Source organism: Streptomyces sp. NPDC001889 (genome assembly GCF_053594535.1).
This window is the reverse complement of the sequence record NZ_JBSFER010000034.1, coordinates 22632-38107: the sequence shown is the minus strand read 5'-3', so window position 1 is coordinate 38107 and position 15476 is coordinate 22632. Positions and strand designations below refer to the sequence as shown.

14 protein-coding genes are annotated in these 15476 nt (G+C 73.9%); 2 read left to right on the top strand and 12 right to left on the bottom strand.

The window, feature by feature from the left end; genetic code table 11:
• Window positions 1-11: 11 nt before the first annotated feature.
• The 4 genes from ACWCRA_RS31970 to ACWCRA_RS31955 all read right to left on the bottom strand — a co-directional run bounded on the left by ACWCRA_RS31970 (window position 12) and on the right by ACWCRA_RS31955 (window position 4156).
• The gene (locus ACWCRA_RS31970) at window positions 12-1130 is read right to left on the bottom strand and encodes a PhoH family protein (RefSeq protein WP_351553821.1); all 1119 of its coding nucleotides are present in this window, start codon (window positions 1128-1130) and stop codon (window positions 12-14) included.
• 143 nt (window positions 1131-1273) lie between these two features.
• Entirely contained in the window at window positions 1274-2404 is a 1131-nt protein-coding gene (locus ACWCRA_RS31965) for a carbohydrate kinase family protein (protein WP_351553818.1), read from the bottom strand.
• A 763-nt stretch (window positions 2405-3167) separates the two neighbouring features.
• A complete protein-coding gene (locus ACWCRA_RS31960) occupies window positions 3168-3830 on the bottom strand; it encodes a permease prefix domain 1-containing protein (RefSeq protein WP_451069216.1) in 663 nt (220 codons plus the stop codon).
• Complete coding sequence (locus ACWCRA_RS31955; protein WP_351553812.1) at window positions 3827-4156, bottom strand: helix-turn-helix transcriptional regulator; 330 nt, start codon at window positions 4154-4156, stop codon at window positions 3827-3829. The genes ACWCRA_RS31960 and ACWCRA_RS31955 overlap by 4 nt, the downstream gene beginning before the upstream one ends.
• Window positions 4157-4237: 81 nt before the next feature.
• Here ACWCRA_RS31955 and ACWCRA_RS31950 point away from each other — a divergent pair, with 81 nt between their 5' ends.
• A complete protein-coding gene (locus ACWCRA_RS31950; RefSeq protein WP_351553809.1) occupies window positions 4238-4690 on the top strand; it encodes a hypothetical protein in 453 nt (150 codons plus the stop codon).
• Between the two features lie 9 nt (window positions 4691-4699).
• On the opposite strand, the gene ACWCRA_RS31945 is transcribed toward ACWCRA_RS31950, so the two are convergent.
• From ACWCRA_RS31945 to ACWCRA_RS31920, 6 genes are all read right to left on the bottom strand, one after another.
• Entirely contained in the window at window positions 4700-6061 is a 1362-nt protein-coding gene (locus ACWCRA_RS31945) for an enolase C-terminal domain-like protein (protein ID WP_451069215.1), read from the bottom strand.
• Window positions 6062-6248: 187 nt separating this feature from the next.
• Window positions 6249-7256 carry an adenosine deaminase gene (locus tag ACWCRA_RS31940; protein WP_351553803.1) on the bottom strand — a complete coding sequence of 336 codons (1008 nt, stop codon included), beginning with the start codon at window positions 7254-7256 and terminating at the stop codon, window positions 6249-6251.
• 14 nt (window positions 7257-7270) lie between these two features.
• A complete protein-coding gene (locus ACWCRA_RS31935; protein WP_451069214.1) occupies window positions 7271-8179 on the bottom strand; it encodes a ribonuclease Z in 909 nt (302 codons plus the stop codon).
• 15 nt (window positions 8180-8194) lie between these two features.
• Window positions 8195-8554 (bottom strand): histidine triad nucleotide-binding protein, encoded by a 360-nt coding sequence (locus tag ACWCRA_RS31930; protein ID WP_351553922.1) that lies wholly within the window; start codon window positions 8552-8554, stop codon window positions 8195-8197.
• A gap of 115 nt (window positions 8555-8669) precedes the next feature.
• A complete protein-coding gene (locus ACWCRA_RS31925) occupies window positions 8670-11903 on the bottom strand; it encodes a S41 family peptidase (protein WP_351553797.1) in 3234 nt (1077 codons plus the stop codon).
• A 245-nt stretch (window positions 11904-12148) separates the two neighbouring features.
• The gene (locus ACWCRA_RS31920) at window positions 12149-12634 is read right to left on the bottom strand and encodes a hypothetical protein (RefSeq protein WP_451069213.1); all 486 of its coding nucleotides are present in this window, start codon (window positions 12632-12634) and stop codon (window positions 12149-12151) included.
• A gap of 75 nt (window positions 12635-12709) precedes the next feature.
• Between ACWCRA_RS31920 and ACWCRA_RS31915 the strand changes: the two genes are divergently transcribed.
• Window positions 12710-13093, top strand: coding sequence for a hypothetical protein (locus tag ACWCRA_RS31915; protein WP_351553791.1), 384 nt, complete (start codon window positions 12710-12712; stop codon window positions 13091-13093).
• Between the two features lie 126 nt (window positions 13094-13219).
• Here ACWCRA_RS31915 and ACWCRA_RS31910 read toward each other — a convergent pair whose 3' ends face one another.
• Window positions 13220-13963, bottom strand: a complete 744-nt coding sequence (locus ACWCRA_RS31910) for a 16S rRNA (uracil(1498)-N(3))-methyltransferase (RefSeq protein WP_451069212.1) — start codon at window positions 13961-13963, stop codon at window positions 13220-13222.
• Complete coding sequence (locus tag ACWCRA_RS31905) at window positions 13963-15033, bottom strand: nitronate monooxygenase (protein WP_351553785.1); 1071 nt, start codon at window positions 15031-15033, stop codon at window positions 13963-13965. The genes ACWCRA_RS31910 and ACWCRA_RS31905 overlap by 1 nt, the downstream gene beginning before the upstream one ends.
• Window positions 15034-15476: the final 443 nt, after the last annotated feature.

The following is a 15476-nucleotide window of genomic DNA, read 5'->3' as shown; positions in this document are numbered from 1 at the left end:
GTGCTGTACCGCTACTTCCCGGTTCCGGTCCCATGGCCGTGGCGGGCACCGCTGCGGGTGCCGCCCGCGCCGCTGTGCTGGGCGCCCTGGCCGTCGTACTTCTCGTACGCGTCGACAATACGGCCGACGAGCTTGTGCCGTACGACGTCATGGGACGTGAGACGCGAGAAGTGGACGTCCTCGACGCCGTCCAGGATGTCCTGGACCTGGCGCAGACCGCTCTTGGTGCCGTTGGGCAGGTCGACCTGGGTGACATCGCCGGTGATGACGATCTTCGAGTCGAAGCCCAGCCGGGTCAGGAACATCTTCATCTGCTCGGCGCTGGTGTTCTGCGCCTCGTCGAGAATGATGAAGGCGTCGTTGAGGGTCCGGCCGCGCATGTACGCCAGGGGCGCGACCTCGATGGTGCCCGCGGCCATCAGCCGGGGGATCGAGTCGGGGTCGAGCATGTCGTGCAGCGCGTCGTAGAGCGGGCGGAGATAGGGGTCGATCTTCTCGTAGAGCGTGCCGGGGAGGAAGCCGAGGCGCTCGCCCGCCTCGACGGCGGGGCGGGTCAGGATGATCCGGTTGACCTGCTTGGACTGGAGGGCCTGGACCGCCTTGGCCATCGCGAGATAGGTCTTGCCGGTGCCCGCGGGGCCGATGCCGAAGACGATGGTGTGCTTGTCGATGGCGTCGACATAGCGCTTCTGGTTGAGGGTCTTGGGGCGGATGGTGCGGCCGCGGCTGGAGAGGATGTTCTGGGTGAGCACCTCGGCGGGGGTCTCGGCGGTGCCGTCGGCGCCCGCCTCCCCGCTCGCCCGGAGCATGGCGATCGAGCGTTCCACTGCGTCCTCCGTCATCGGCTGTCCGGTGCGGAGCACCAGCATCATCTGATCGAACAGTCGCTGGACGAGCGCGACTTCCGCCGCGTCACCGACAGCGCTGACCTGATTGCCCCGGACATGGATGTCGGCCGCCGGGAAGGCCTTCTCGATCACGCGCAACAGGGCGTCACCCGAGCCGAGGACGGTCACCATGGGGTGCTTGGCGGGGACCGCGAACTCGGCTCGTGCCTGCCCCGTCGCCGGGGGGCCCGCCGCGCCCTGGGGCTGCGGGGGGAGGGTGTGGGCTGTGGGTGTGTGAGTCATGGGCCGGCTCTGTGGCCTGCACATACCTCCCGTTGCAGGGTTCTCGCCGCTCGACAACCTCTGGACATCAAGCGTACGACGCCGCACCGACAACGACCGAGGGCTTTTCGCCGCCCGTGCCCCCGGGTCCGGGGCGGGGAGGGTCAGGCCGGGCTGCGGAAGCCGATGGTCGGGACGGCGCGGCGCAGCGGCCACGGGCGCGCCGGGGCGGGGAGCAGCCGCTCCAGGAAGGCGTACCGGCCGAGCGCGCCGCCGGTCTGGCCGCGCACCCCCTGGACCTGGCGCCACCAGGAGGCGATCTCCATCCAGCCGGGGGCGGAGAGCGAGCCGCCGAACTCCTGCACGGAGAGCGCGGCGGTGAGCCCGGCGAAGGCGAGGCGGTCGGCGAGGGGCCAGCCGGCGAGCGTCCCGGTGACGAAGCCGGCGACGAAGACGTCCCCGGCCCCGGTCGGGTCGAGCGCCTCCACGGCGATGGCCGGGACCCGCGCGCTCTCGCCGGTGGCGCCGTCCACGGCGCAGGCGCCCTCGGCGCCGAGGGTGACGACGGCGACCGGGACCCGCTCGGCGAGGGCGTGGGCGGCGGCGAGCGGGGTGCGGGTGCGGGTGTAGCGCATGGCCTCCTCGGCGTTGGGGAGGAAGGCCTCGCAGTGCTCCAGGTCGTCGAGGTCGGCGGGGTCCCAGCGGCCGGTCTCGTCCCAGCCGACATCCGCGAAGACCCGGGTGCCGGTGCGGGCGGCCTGGGCGATCCACTCGTCGCGCCGGCCGGGGGTGAGGGAGGCGACGGCGGCGCGGGCGGGCGGGGGCCGGTCCGGGGCGGGCTCGGGCGGCGGGGCCTCGTGGCCGTGGGAGACCATGGTGCGCTCGCCCTCGTACGCCATGGAGACGGTGACCGGGGAGTGCCAGCCGGGGACGGTGCGTGAGAGGGAGAGGTCGATGCCCTCGCCCTGTTCGAGGGCGTCCCAGCAGTAGTCGCCGTAGTGGTCGTCGCCGAAGGCGGCGGCGAGTGAGGTGCGCAGCCCGAGCCGGGCCAGGGCGGTGGCCATGTTGGCGACCCCGCCGGGGCTGGAGCCCATGCCGCGGGCCCAGGACTCGGTGCCGCGGACGGGGGCGGAGTCGAGGCCGGTGAGGATGATGTCGAGGAAGACGGTGCCGGTGAGGTAGACGTCGCAGCCGGGGTCGGTGGGGGTGCGGAGGTGGGAGAGGGGGTCGAGGCAGGGGGGCCTGCGGTCGGGGGGTGGTGCGGGGTGGTGATGGGGGGTGTGCCTTGTACTCACTGGGCCGCCGCTTCTGTGCGTGGTGCGATCCGGCCAGTCTGCCAAACCCGCCCGCGCGCCGAGAGCCCGCACATCCCCGCCCCGCCCGCTACCACCGCCTCGCCCGGCAAACCCGGCCCGCCCGCTACCTCCAGCCCGTCCGGCGCTTGAGGACGGACCCCGCACCACGGGCGACCCGAGCAAACCCAGCCCACCCGGCAAACCCAGCCCGCCCGCTACCTCCAGCCCGTCCGGCGCTTGAGGACGGACCCCGCACCACGGGCGACCCGAGCAAACCCAGCCCACCCGGCGAACCCAGCCCGTCCGCTACCTCCAGCCCGTCCGGCGCTTGAGGACGGACCCCGCACCACGGGCGACCCGAGCAAACCCAGTCCACCCGGCGAACCCAGCCCGTCCGGCGCTTGAGGACGGACCCTGTGCCACAGGAGCCCGCACCCTGCGGGCCACGGTCGGGGGCCAGCCCCCGAACCCCCGCTCCTCAATCGCCGGAGGGGCTGGAGTGGTGCTGCCTCAATCGCCGGAGGGGCTGGAGTGGTGCTGCCTCAATCGCCGGAGGGGCTGGAGTGGTGCTGCCTCGAACGCCGGAGGGGCTTGGGTTGCTCAGGTCGCCAGCGGGGCTGGATCTCGTGCCTCAGCTCGCCCGGAAGGGCTGAGGGTGGCGGCTCAGACGCCGGAGGGACTGGGGTGGCACGCGTCACCCCGGACGGGCCGGGATGGTGCGCCCCAGCTCGCCGGAGGGGCTGGATTTCGTGTCTCGGCTCGCTCAGGTTGGGCGAGGGGTGAGGGGGAGGCGGGCGTACTGGCGGCAGGTGCGGGCGGTGGAGGCCAGCAGTGCGTGGGACGCGGCGGCCAGGGCGCCGGCCAGAGCCGTCAGGGGCCAGTTCCGGTCCAGCACCGCCACCACGACGAACCCCAGCGCACCCACCCCCATCGCCATCGCCGCCCCCGTCCCGCTCCAGGCCACCACCAGGGGCAGCCGGGACGGGACGCGCAGCCGCCGGCCCGGGCTGCCGGTCGCGGCCAGCGCCCCCGCCGCGAGCAGCGCCGCCGCGACCGCGACCCCCGCCAGATGGAGCCCCAGCACCCCCCACCCGTCGTCCACGGCCCCCCTCAGCAACAGCAGGCACACCACCAGCAGCGGCACCGTGAGCCCCGCCGCGCGTGCCGTGTGCCGGGCCTGGGCGATGGTCAGTTCGCGCTGCCAGCTCGGCGCCAGCTCCTCCGGCGTCCCGAACTCCCGCACCGCCCGCCGGGCGGCCTCCTCGCGGGACAGCCCGCCGCGCGCGTACGCCTCGACCGTGTCCGTCAGCCCTTCCCTGATCTCCTCGATCAGCCGGGACTTGACCCGGGCCGGCCCGTGAACGGCCGCCGCCAGCTCCGCCACGTACCGCTCCACGGGGTCGGACGAGGGCCGTCCGGCGCTCACAGCGCCCGCGCCGGGTTCAGGACCGAGCCGATCGCGTCCGTGAACTCCTGCCAGGCCGTGCGCTCGGACGCCAGGCTCCCCCGCCCCGCGTCGGTGAGTTCATAGACCCGGCGGCGCCGCTCCCCCGTCGTCTCCCAGCTGCCGCGCAGCAGCCCCAGCCGCTCCAGCCGGTTGAGCGCCGGGTAGATCGTGCCCGTGCGCAGCTCCAGCACACCGCCGCTGCGCCGCTGTACGGCGGTGATGATCGCGTAGCCGTGCAGCGGGCCCGGTTCGAGCACGGCCAGGAGCAGGCCGTCCAGGTGGCCGCGTACCGCATCTGTCCTCATGGATTGGCAGCCTATCCATAGGAAGCCTTGGCATGCTATCTATTGGCAGCCAACCTATTCAGCCTCCGGAGGGTCGTCCCGGTGACCACGTTCCTGCTGTCCGTCCACGTCCTCGCGGCGATCCTGACCATCGGTCCGGTCGCGGTGGCGGCCTCCCTCTTCCCCCGTTACGCACGGGCACAGCCGGAGGAGCCGGGCGAACGGACGCCGCCCGCCACGGCCGCGCTGCTGCACCGGATATGCCGGGGCTACACCATCGCCGGGCTGAGCGTCCCGGTCTTCGGGGTCGCCACCGGCGCCGCGCTCGGGGTCCTCACCGACGTGTGGCTGCTGGTGTCGATCGTGCTCACCGCGATCGCCGCGGGCATCCTGGCGCTGGCCATCCTCCCCGGCCAGGAGCGGGTGCTCGCCGGCGGGGAGGGGACGGCGCGGACGGCGGCCCGGCTGTCCGGGCTCACCGGGATCTTCAATCTCCTCTGGGCGGTCGTGGTGGTCCTGATGATCGCCCGGCCGGGCTCCACGACGGGGGCCTGAGCCCCGCGCTCACCAGCGCGGGCCCCGGGGCGCCGCCCACCCCGGCTCCGCGCGGCGCATCGCGCGGGCGTCGTCCCGGTCGCGCAGGGCGCCGTCGTCCTCCACCCAGCGCCGGTGCAGCGCCGCCAGCCGCTCCCGGTCCAGCTCGACCCCCAGCCCCGGCAGATCGCCGACCGTGAGCCGCCCCTCCCGGAAGGTGTGGCGTTCGGTGATCACGTCCTCCGTCTGCCACGGGTAGTGGCTGTCGCAGGCGTAGTCCAGTCGCGGCACCACCGCCGCCGCGTGAGTCATCGCGGCGAGGCTGATCCCCAGATGCGTATTGGAGTGCATGGACAGGCCCACCCCCCAGGTGCGGCAGATCGCCGCCAGCTCACGGGTGTTGCGCAGCCCGCCCCAGTAGTGGTGGTCGCAGAGCACCACCTGCACGGCGCCGAGCGCGAACGCCTCCGGGATCTCCGCGAAGGTCGTCACGCACATATTGGTGGCCAGCGGCACCGGTGTCCCGGCCGCCACCCGCGCCATCCACCGCACCGACCCGGCCGGGTCCTCCAGATACTCCACCACGCCCCGGAGTTCCCCGGCCACCCGCAGCGAGGTCTCCACGGACCAGGCCCCATTGGGGTCGAGCCGCAGCGGGGCGCCGGGGAAGGCCGCCGCGAGGGCCCGTACGGCCGCGATCTCCTCGTCGGGCGGGAAGACGCCGCCCTTGAGCTTGAACGAGCCGAAGCCGTGTTCGGCGGCGAAGCGCCGGGCCTGCGCGACGATCCCGGCGGGGTCGAGCGCCGCGCCCCAGTCGTCGGGCTCCCCCGCGCCCTCCGGGTGCCCGGCCCAGCGGTAGAAGAGATACGCGCTGTACTCGACGGTGTCCCGGACCTTCCCGCCCAGCAACGCGTGCACGGGCAGGTCCAGCACCTTGCCGAGGACATCGAGCAGCGCGACCTCGAAGGCGGAGACCACCGAGAGGCGCAGCTTCTCCGAGGTGCGCACCCCGCGCAGCCCGCGCGCGTCCACCCCGTCCCCGTCCCCGTCCCCGTCCGTGGCTTCTCCCCCATCCGCGCCCGCGGCCCCCGGGGAGAGCGCGCCCGGGGAGACGGCACCGGGGTCCCCGCACACCAGCTCCGCGAGCCGGTGGAGTCCGTTCACATCGGTGACCCGATGACCGGGCAGGGCGCGCGCCAGCGGCGCGGCCAGCGCGAGGTACTCCGTGTCCCCGTAGGTCTCACCCACACCGGTGGTCCCGTCCGCCATCACCACCTCGACGATCAGACGAGGGGTGTACGGCTGGTGGACGCCCTGCGTATTGAGGAGAGGGGGGTCGGCGACGAGGACCGGGGTGAGCCGCACCTCGCCGATCGTCAGATCCTGGGTCATGCCATGCTCCTGCCGGTCTCAGACATGGACGGCGTGCACAGACAGGAATGGAGACTAGGGAGATGGGCATGCCCCGGTCAATGGGACCGGGGCACACGGGACCGGGGCACACGGGACCGTACCCGCGCGACCCGCCCGGGTGGGCCACCCGCACGGGCCGCCTGCCCGGGCCGCCTGCCCGGGCCGCCTACTCGGGCCGCTCCGAGGCGAAGTCGTACGCGTCGACCTCCGCGATCAGCCGCGCCCGCCGCTCCTCGTCGTCCTCCAGGAACGACACCAGGAAGGAGTTGCGCGCCAGTTCCCGCAGCCGCTCCTCCTCCAGTGACAGCGCCTCGCGCACCGCGTGGAAGGTGTCGCCGACATAGCCGCCGAAGTAGGCCGGATCGTCCGAGTTGACCGTGCAGACCAGACCCGCGTCCATCATCGCGCGCAGCGGGTGGTCCTCCAGGGTGTCGATCGCCCGCAGCCGTACGTTGGAGAGCGGGCAGAGCGTCAGCGGCACCCGCTCGCGGGCCAGCCGCTCGACCAGCTCGTGGTCGTCCATACAGCGCAGGCCGTGGTCGATCCGCTCGACCCCGAGCACGTCCAGGGCCTCGGTGATGTAGGAGGCGGGACCCTCCTCGCCCGCGTGGGCGACCTTGCGCAGACCGAGCGCGCCGGCCGCCTCGTACACCTCACGGAACTTCGCGGGCGGATTGCCCACCTCCGCCGAGTCCAGGCCCACGGCCGTGATCCGGTGCAGATGGGGCCGCGCCTCCTCCAAGGTGGCCAGCGCCGATTCGGCGCTCAGATCCCGCAGGAAGCACATGATGAGCCGGGTGGAGATTCCGTGCCGCTCCTCGCTCGCGTCCAGCGCGCGGGCCAGGCCGCCGATCACCGTGGCGATGGGGACGCCCCGCGAGGTGTGCGCCTGCGGGTCGAAGAAGATCTCCGCGTGCCGGACGCCCTGGGCGGCCGCCCGGGCGAGATACGCGTCGGTGAGGTCCGCGAAGTCGTCCTCGGTGCGCAGCACCGCCATCAGACCGTAGTAGAGGTCCAGAAAGGACTGGAGATCCTCGAAGTCATAGGCGCGGCGGAGCGCCTCGGTGTCCGCGAAGGGCAGGTCGACGCCGTTGCGCGCGGCGAGCGCGAAGGCCAGCTCGGGCTCCAGGGTCCCTTCGATGTGCAGGTGCAGTTCGGCTTTGGGAAGTGGCACGGGTCCAGCTTTGCTCATGGGTGACGTGGGGGGAGGGGGACGCGCAGAAGGTCGGACGCCACGGTCAGCTCGGCGTCGAACCCGGCCGCGCGGGCCTGCCGCTCGAATTCTCCCGCATCGGGGTAGCGCTGCGAGAAGTGGGTGAGGACGAGGTGGCGCACCCCCGCGTCGCGCGCCACCCGGGCCGCCTGCCCGGCGGTCAGATGGCCGTGGTCGGCCGCCAGCCCGGCGTCCTCGTCGAGGAAGGTGGACTCGATGACCAGCAGATCGCACCCGTCCGCGAGGGTGCGCACCCCGTCGCAGAGCCGGGTGTCCATGACGAAGGCGAACCGCTGCCCCCGGCGCTCCTCGCTGACCTCCTCCAGGGTGACGCCCCGCAGCTCCCCGGTGCGCTGGAGCAGCCCCACATCGGGTCCCGCGATGCCGTGCGCGGCGAGCCGCTCGGGGAGCATCCGGCGCCCGTCGGGCTCGGTGAGGCGGTAGCCGCAGGACTCGACGGGGTGCGAGAGCCGGTGGGCTTCGAGGGTGTACGCGGGAGTGCGCGCCAGGACCCCGTCGGCGGCGACGGGGGCCTCGGTGAGCCGGACGGTCTCGCGGTAGGCGGTGGCGTACCGCAGCCGCTCGAAGAAGTGCTGCCCGCTCGCCGGGTAGTGGGCGGTGATCTCGTGCGGGACCCGGTCGAGATTGATCCGCTGGATGACGCCGGCCAGCCCGAGGGAGTGGTCACCGTGGAAGTGGGTGACGCAGATCCGGTTGAGGTCGTGGGCCGCCACCCCGGCGCGCAGCATCTGGCGCTGGGTGCCCTCCCCCGGGTCGAAGAGGATGCCCTCGGCGCCCCAGCGCAGCAGATAGCCGTTGTGGTTGCGGTGCCGGGTGGGCACCTGGCTGGCGGTGCCGAGGACCACCAGTTCTCGTACGGACACGGTGTGCGGCGCTCGCTATCCGGGGGGCCATTCGAGGCCGCGGCCACCGAGGATGTGGGCGTGCGCGTGGAACACGGTCTGTCCGGCGCCGGAACCGGTGTTGAAGACGATCCGGTACCCCTTGGCGACGGTGCCCTCCAGCTCGGCGACCTCGCCCGCCTCCCGCAGGACGTCGGCGGCCAGCTCGGGCTCGGCGGCGGCCAGTGAAGCGGCGTCGGGGTAGTGGGCCTTGGGGATCACCAGGACATGGGTGGGGGCCTGGGGGTTGATGTCGCGGAACGCGACGACGGTCTCCGTCTCGCGCACCACGGTGGCGGGCACATCGCCGGCGACGATTTTGCAGAACAGGCAGTCAGCCTGGGGTTCTCCCGCCATGCCGGGGTTCCTCCTCGCGTTGATCGGCCAGTGGTTGATCAGCCAGTATCCGAGCATGCTACCGAGGGCACGGCTCCCGGGGGCCCGAGGGCTCCCGGGGGCCGTGCACCGGGCCCTAGGGAAGGGACGGAGGCGATTTCGGCGGGTTCTCCGCGAGGACGGCCAGCGCCATGCGGACGGCCTCGTCGAGCTGGGGATCGCGCCCGGCGGCGTGGTCCTGGGGGGTCGTCACCACCTCGACGTCCGGGTCGACCCCGTGGTTCTCCACCCCCCAGGCGTACCCCTCCAGCCAGAACGCGTACTTGGGCTGGGTCACCAGCGTCCCGTCGACCAGGGAGTAGCGGCTGTCGATGCCGATCACCCCGCCCCAGGTCCGGGTCCCGACCACCGGGCCGATGCCGAGGGCCTTGATCGCCGCGTTCACGATGTCGCCGTCGGAGCCGGAGAACTCATTGGCCACCGCCACCACCGGGCCCCTCGGGGCATCCTGCGGATAGCTGTACGGGCGCATGCCGCGCGGCAGGTCCCAGCCGACGATCCGGCGGGCCAGCTTCTCGATGATCAGCTGGGAGGTGTGGCCGCCGCGGTTCTCCCGGACGTCGACGACGAGTCCGTCCCGCACCACCTCGACCCGCAGATCCCGGTGGATCTGCGCCCAGCCGGCGCCCTGCATGTCGGGCACGTGCAGATAACCCAGCCGCCCGCCCGACTTCTCGTGGACGTACGCCCTGCGGTCCGCGACCCAGGCGTGGTAGCGCAGCGGCTCCTCGTCCGCGAGCGGCACCACCACCGCGTACCGGGGATCGCCGCCGCCCGCGGGGGCCACCGTCAGCTCGACGGGTTTGCCGACCGCGCCCACCAGCAGCGGGCCGGGACCGGCGACGGGGTCCACGGGGTGGCCGTCGACGGCGAGGATCGCGTCACCGGCGCGGACGGCGACCCCGGGGGCGGCGAGCGGGGAGTGGGCCTGGGGGTCGGAGGTCTCCGACGGCAGCACCCGGTCGACGCGCCAGGTGCCGTCCTGCGCACGGGAGAGGTCGGCGCCGAGGAGCCCCTGCCGGGTCGAGCGGCTCCCGTACCAGCCGCGCGGGGTGACATAGGCGTGCGAGGTGCCCAGCTCCCCCTGCACCTCCCACAACAGGTCCACCAGGTCGTCGTGGGTGGCGACGCGCGCCAGCACCGGGCGGTAGCGCTCCAGTACGCCGTCCCAGTCGACGCCCCCGAGGTCGGCGCGCCAGAAGTTGTCCCGCATCAGCCGGCCGGCCTCGTCGTACATCTGCCGCCACTCGGCGGCCGGGTCGAGCAGCCGGCGCACCCGGGAGAGATCGACGGTGATGTTGGTGTCGCTGTCCTCGTCGCGCGAGGCACGGCGGTCGCTGGGGACGACCTTCAGCGCGCCGTCGGTGAGGAGCAGCACCCGCTTGCCGTCGCCGCTGACGGAGTACGTCCGCACATCGGACGCGAGTTCCTCGCTGTGGAGCTGGGCCAGGTCGTACCGCTCCAGCGCGGTCCTGGGGCCCGGGTCGTCCGGGGTCGCCCGGGTCGCGCCCAGCACCCCCCGTACCGGGTGGCGCAGCCAGAGCAGGCCGTCCTTGGCGGCGCGCAGGGTGGAGTAGCGCGCGGCCTCGACGGGGAACGGCACTATCCGGTCGGCCAGTCCGTCGAGATCGATACGGGTGACGGGGGTCCCGTTGTCGCCGTTCTCCTGCTTGCCCTCGGTCTCCCGCTCCTTCTCCTTGTCCTTCTCCTTGTCGGCGTCGAAGGGGCGGCCGTGCCGCTGCGGCCCGAAAGGGGAGGGGGTGGTCGCGGCCAGGGTGATCAGATGCGGGCGGCAGCCGCCGACGAAGGCGAGATCGAAGACATGGGTGTCGTAGACGGGGTCGAAGGCGCGCTCGGAGAGGAAGGCCAGATGCTTGCCGTCGAGGGTGAAGGCCGGCTGGTAGTCGCGGAAGCGGAGCGGGGTCGCCTCGGAGACGGTCAGATCGGCGGTGCCGGCGAGTTTCAGCTGCCGCAGCGGGGAGGGTCCGGCGTGCGACCAGACGAGCCAGGCGGAGTCGGGCGAGAAGGTCAGCCCGGTGGCCTCGCCGTCCTCGCTGCGGTCGACCTCGCGCACCTCGCCCGAGTCGCGCTCCACCAGGAGGACGCGGCCGTCGTGCGAGGCGACGGCGGCTCGGGAGCCGTCCGGGGAGACGGCGAGCCCGAGGACCCGGCCGAGCCGGCCCGCGCCCAGCCGGCGCGGGGTGGCGCCGGCGGCGGTGCCGGTCGCCGGGGCGAACTCCAGGGCGTCCTCGCCCTCCGCGTCGGTGACCCAGACCACCTGCTGCTCGCTGCCGGTCCGGAAGGTGCGGGGCAGCCGGGCCCGGACCCCCGGCTCCACCGCCAGCGCCCGCGCGGGGCCCTCGCGGTGGGTGATCCAGTGGATGCCGCCCCGGATCTCGACGGCGCTGCCGCGCCCGGTGTGGTCGGGTGCGGCGGAGCCGAGATGGTGGTCGGCGTGGATGAGCCGGGGACGCAGATCGGTGCGCTGGCCGCCGAGGCGGATGTCGAGACGGCGGGGTTCGGCGCCGTCGAGGTCGTCGAGGAGCCACAGCTCGCCGGCGGACGAGTAGACGACACGGGTGCCGTCGGTGGCGGCCTGGCGGGCGTAGAAGCCGTCCACCGGGGTGTGGCGGCGCAGGGCGGAGCCGTCGGGGAGGGAGGAGTAGAGGGCGCCGACGCCCTCGTGGTCGGAGAGGAAGGCGATCCGGTCGCCCACCCAGAGGGGGTACTCCAGGTTGCCGTCCAGGTCCTGGTGGAGGCGGGTGAAGTCGCCCGTGTCGCCGTGGTCGATCCACAGCTTCCCCGCGGTGCCGCCCCGGTAGCGCTTCCAGGCGGCGGCCTCGCGGCCCATGGTCGCGGAGAGCAGCAGCACGCCGGGGCCGCGTTCGCTCCGGGCGACGCCGCCCACCGGCCCGTACGGCAGCTCCGTCCCCGGGCCGCCGTCGAGCGGGAGGGCCCGCGCCCAGGTGCGGCGCAGCGAGGGCTGGGCGTGCGTGGTGAGCACGAGGATCTCGCCGTCGGCGGTCCAGCCGCGCACGGCGGTGCGGTGGCTGCCCCAGTGGGTGAGCCGGGTCCCGGGCCCGCCGTCGACGGCCGCGAGATGCACCTCGGGCGCGCCGTCGCGGCGGGAGGTCCAGGCGATGTGCGAGCCGTCGGGGGAGATGCGGGGGTGGTCGACGGGCACGTCGTCGGCGCTGACGCGCCAGGCTCGGCCGCCGTGGAGGGGGGCGACCCAGATGTCGTCCTCCGCGGTGAAGGCGATCAACTCGCCGTGAATATGGGGGTACCGGAGGTAGGCAGGCTGCGTCACGCTGTCACCCTAGGCAGGCGGGGGTCGCGGGGGGAGCCCTTTGCGAGATCAGCCTGCCCGTCGCCCGGCCCCCGGGACGGCCCCTGTGCCACAGGCAACCCGCACAGCGCGGCCCACGGTCGGGGGCCGGCCCCCGAACCCCCGCTCCTCAAACGCCGGAGGGGCTGGAGTGGTGCGGCTCAGCCCGCCGGAGAGGCTGGAGTCGTGCGGCTCATCACAGACAGCCCGCGTCCCGCGCGCACCCGTCAGGGAGGAGTCACGGTTCTGGTGACCGTCACCGTCACCGTGGGCGTGGGCTCGGGAGCCCGGCGGGACGGGCGCGGCTGGGTGCAGTCCCCGAGGAACTCCGCGTCGAAGGCCGCCTTGCCGCCGACCCGCGCAGCCAGATCCCCCCGCACACAAACCCCCGCCCGTTCCTCCGTCACCCTCCCCCGCAACGTGATCGACTCCCCGCCCGCCGTCTCCCCCTCACAGTCGACCGTCGCGTACCCCGCCCCCGCCGGAGGCGCACTCCCCGGTGCCGAGGTACAGCTCAGCCACCTCACCTCCACCCCGAGGCGCTTGAACGTGCTGGTCGCCGTCCGGTCGGTGGTGAACGCGACGGCCGCGGCGTTGAGCCTGCCGTCCCCCGTCGGCTCGCACCCGGTCAGCGCGGCGACCGCCGCGGCGGCGAGAGCGAGGGCGCGGGCGGCCGGGAGCCGGCGGCCGGGTCTGATGGTGGTGCCGTTCATGCACGGCAGCGTGACACCGAGCGGCGGCCGGTAAAAGAGTGGTTGCGGACACAAATCCCCCGTACGGTCCGCGAGATGAGCAGAAAGCTGATCCGGCCCCGCAGGCTCGTCCTCGACGCGGACACGGTCTACATGTGGACCGTGCGGCACCGGCACTCGGCCGAGGGCGGACGCCCGTACAACTGCCGTACGGTCCTGTGCTTACGCCGCGAGGGCACCACCCCACGGCTGGAGATCGCCTTCCGGGAGACCGGCGAACCCTCCGGCCCGGGCCAACGGCTCAACCTCCACGAGCCGGGCATCGTACGGCGGTTCGTCGACGAGGCCCTGGCGCGGGGGCTGCTCCCCGCCCCGCCGGGGACCACCGAGGTGGACGGCGGGCCCCTGTTCGACGCGGTGATCGCCGCCTCCGCCGCTGCGCGCGGCGGACGGCCGGATCACGCTGCGCCAAGCGGGTGAACGGCCCCTCCGAGGGGTCCGGGCCGTCTCTTTCGGATCTTGCCGGGCTCGCGAGCCCCGGCACCGGACCCCGCTCACCGATCCGGCCCGATCCGGCCCGATCCGGCCCGATCCGAAAGAAACTCCCTAGCCCCAGCGCCCGGTGCGCCCGAGCAGCAGCGCCACCCCCGCCGTACCCGCCGTGGAGGTGCGGAGCACCGTGCGCCCGAGCCGGTGCGGCCCGGCTCCCGACGCCGCGAACACCGCTAGCTCCTCCGGCGAGACCCCGCCCTCGGGCCCCACCACCAGCACCATCGACCCCTCCGCCGGGAGTTCCGCCGTGGCGAGCGGCTCGGCGCCCTCCTCGTGCAGTACGGCGGCGAAGTCGGCCGCCGCGAGCACCTCGGCGACCTGCTTGGTCGTGGCCGCCTCCGCGACCTCGGGGAAGCGCAGCCGGCGGGACTGCTTCCCCGCCTCGCGCGCGGTCGCCCGCCACTTGGCGAGGGACTTGGCGCCGCGCTCGCCCCTCCACTGGGTGATGCAGCGCGCAGCCGACCAGGGCACGATGGCGTCGACGCCGGTCTCGGTCATGGTCTCCACGGCGAGTTCCCCCCGGTCGCCCTTGGGGAGCGCCTGCACCACGGTGATACGCGGCCGGGGCTCGGGCTCCTCCAGCAGGCTCCGCGCCTCCACGACCAGCCGGTCCTTGCCCTCGGTCCGGAGGACGACACCGGCCGCGCCCCGGCCGAGGCCGTCGGTGAGCACGATGTCCTCGCCGGGCTGGAGCCGCCGCACGGAGACCGCGTGGCGCCCCTCGGGCCCGTCCAGGGTGATCGGCCGGCCGGGTCCGGCGCCGTCCAGCGATTCGACGAGGAAGACGGGCGCGGTCATCAGGAGCCCTCCGGGGCGAACGCGGTGCGGGCGGAGTCCATTTCGCCGGCGAGCACCCCGACGAGTTCCCCGGCGGGCAGGGTGCGGGCCAGCCGGTGGCCCTGCCCCGCCCACAGGGACATCCCCTGGGCGTCCCCCGCCTTCGCGGCGGCCTTGCGGAGCCCGCTGGTCAGATGGTGGACCTCGGGGTAGGCGGCCGGGGCGTAGGGTCCGTGCTCGCGCATGAAACGGTTGACCAGGCCCCGGGCGGGCCGCCCGGAGAAGGCCCGGGTCAGCTCGGTGCGGGTGAAGAGCGGGTTGGTCATGGCCTGTTTGTGCAGGGTGTGCGCGCCGGACTCGGGGCAGACCAGGAACGCGGTGCCGAGCTGGGCGGCGGTCGCCCCGGCGGCGAGCGCGGCGGCGATCTGGGCGCCGCGCATCAGCCCGCCGGTGGCGATGACGGGCAGGTCGACGGCGTCGCGGATCAGCGTGATGAGGGTGAGCAGCCCTATCCCGGCGCCGGCGGTGGCGGGGTCGTCGCGGTGGGTGCCCTGGTGTCCGCCCGCCTCGACGCCCTGCACACAGAGCGCGTCGGCTCCGGCCTGCTCGGCGGCGCGGGCCTCTTCGGGGGTGGTGACGGTGACGACGGTGAGGGTGCCGGCCCGGCCGAAGGATTCGAGCACCTCGGGGGCGGGGCAGCCGAAGGTGAAGGAGACGACGGGCACCGGGTCGTCGAGGAGGATGGCGAGTTTGGCCTCGTAGCCGTCGTCGCCGCCGGAGTCGGGGTCGCCGAGCGGGGTCTCGTACCAGGTGGTCTCACCGGCGAGCTGGTGCTGATAGACCTCGATGGCGGCGGGGTCGGTGGTGCCGCGCTGCGGCATGAAGAGGTTGACCCCGAAGGGGCGTGGGGTGAGCCCGCGGATCTGTTTGATCTCCTGGTACATGCCGCCCGCGGTCTTGTACCCGGCGGCGAGGAACCCGAGACCGCCCGCCTCGGACACGGCGGCGGCGAGCTGGGGGCACGACGCGCCGCCGGCCATGGGCGCCTGCACGATGGGATACCGGCAGAGACCGGTCAGTGCGGAGGACATGCTTGCATCGTGCCATGCGCCTCCCGGCCCACCGAATCGGCCTCGCCCGGCCCGTGGAAGACTCCCGGCCCCCTGCGCGACCCCCGTGCCGGGGCCTCTCGCACCCTGATGCTCCACGGCGCGCCGGGTCCCCGGTCGCGCGGGGAGTTCCGTCCTGGCGCTCCCCCAGTGCTGCCCCCGGACAAGCCGGACCGGCTCGACGCGCCGGCCTCACAGGCACCCCGGGTGTGCGCAGAAACCGGCCTCCGGGAAGCCGGAATTCCCCAGACAGCCACCGGACAGCACCCGAGACACCCCGAAGCCACCCCGCCACCCAGGCCCTGGACGAGCCGAACCGGCTCGACGCGCCGGCCTCACAGGCACCCCGGGTGTGCGCAGAAACCGGCCTCCGGGAAGCCGGAATTCCCCAGGCAGCCACCGGACAGCACCCGAGACACCCCGAA

Excerpts from the sequence above, each read along its gene's own strand:
- ACWCRA_RS31930 (WP_351553922.1), bottom strand. The coding sequence starts at position 8,554 with ATGGCGGGAGAACCCCAGGCTGACTGCCTGTTCTGCAAAATCGTCGCC.
- ACWCRA_RS31905 (WP_351553785.1), bottom strand. The coding sequence starts at position 15,033 with ATGTCCTCCGCACTGACCGGTCTCTGCCGGTATCCCATCGTGCAGGCG.
- ACWCRA_RS31915 (WP_351553791.1), top strand. The coding sequence starts at position 12,710 with ATGAGCAGAAAGCTGATCCGGCCCCGCAGGCTCGTCCTCGACGCGGAC.
- ACWCRA_RS31920 (WP_451069213.1), bottom strand. The coding sequence starts at position 12,634 with ATGAACGGCACCACCATCAGACCCGGCCGCCGGCTCCCGGCCGCCCGC.
- ACWCRA_RS31945 (WP_451069215.1), bottom strand. The coding sequence starts at position 6,061 with ATGACCCAGGATCTGACGATCGGCGAGGTGCGGCTCACCCCGGTCCTC.
- ACWCRA_RS31955 (WP_351553812.1), bottom strand. The coding sequence starts at position 4,156 with ATGAGGACAGATGCGGTACGCGGCCACCTGGACGGCCTGCTCCTGGCC.
- ACWCRA_RS31910 (WP_451069212.1), bottom strand. The coding sequence starts at position 13,963 with ATGACCGCGCCCGTCTTCCTCGTCGAATCGCTGGACGGCGCCGGACCC.
- ACWCRA_RS31970 (WP_351553821.1), bottom strand. The coding sequence starts at position 1,130 with ATGACTCACACACCCACAGCCCACACCCTCCCCCCGCAGCCCCAGGGC.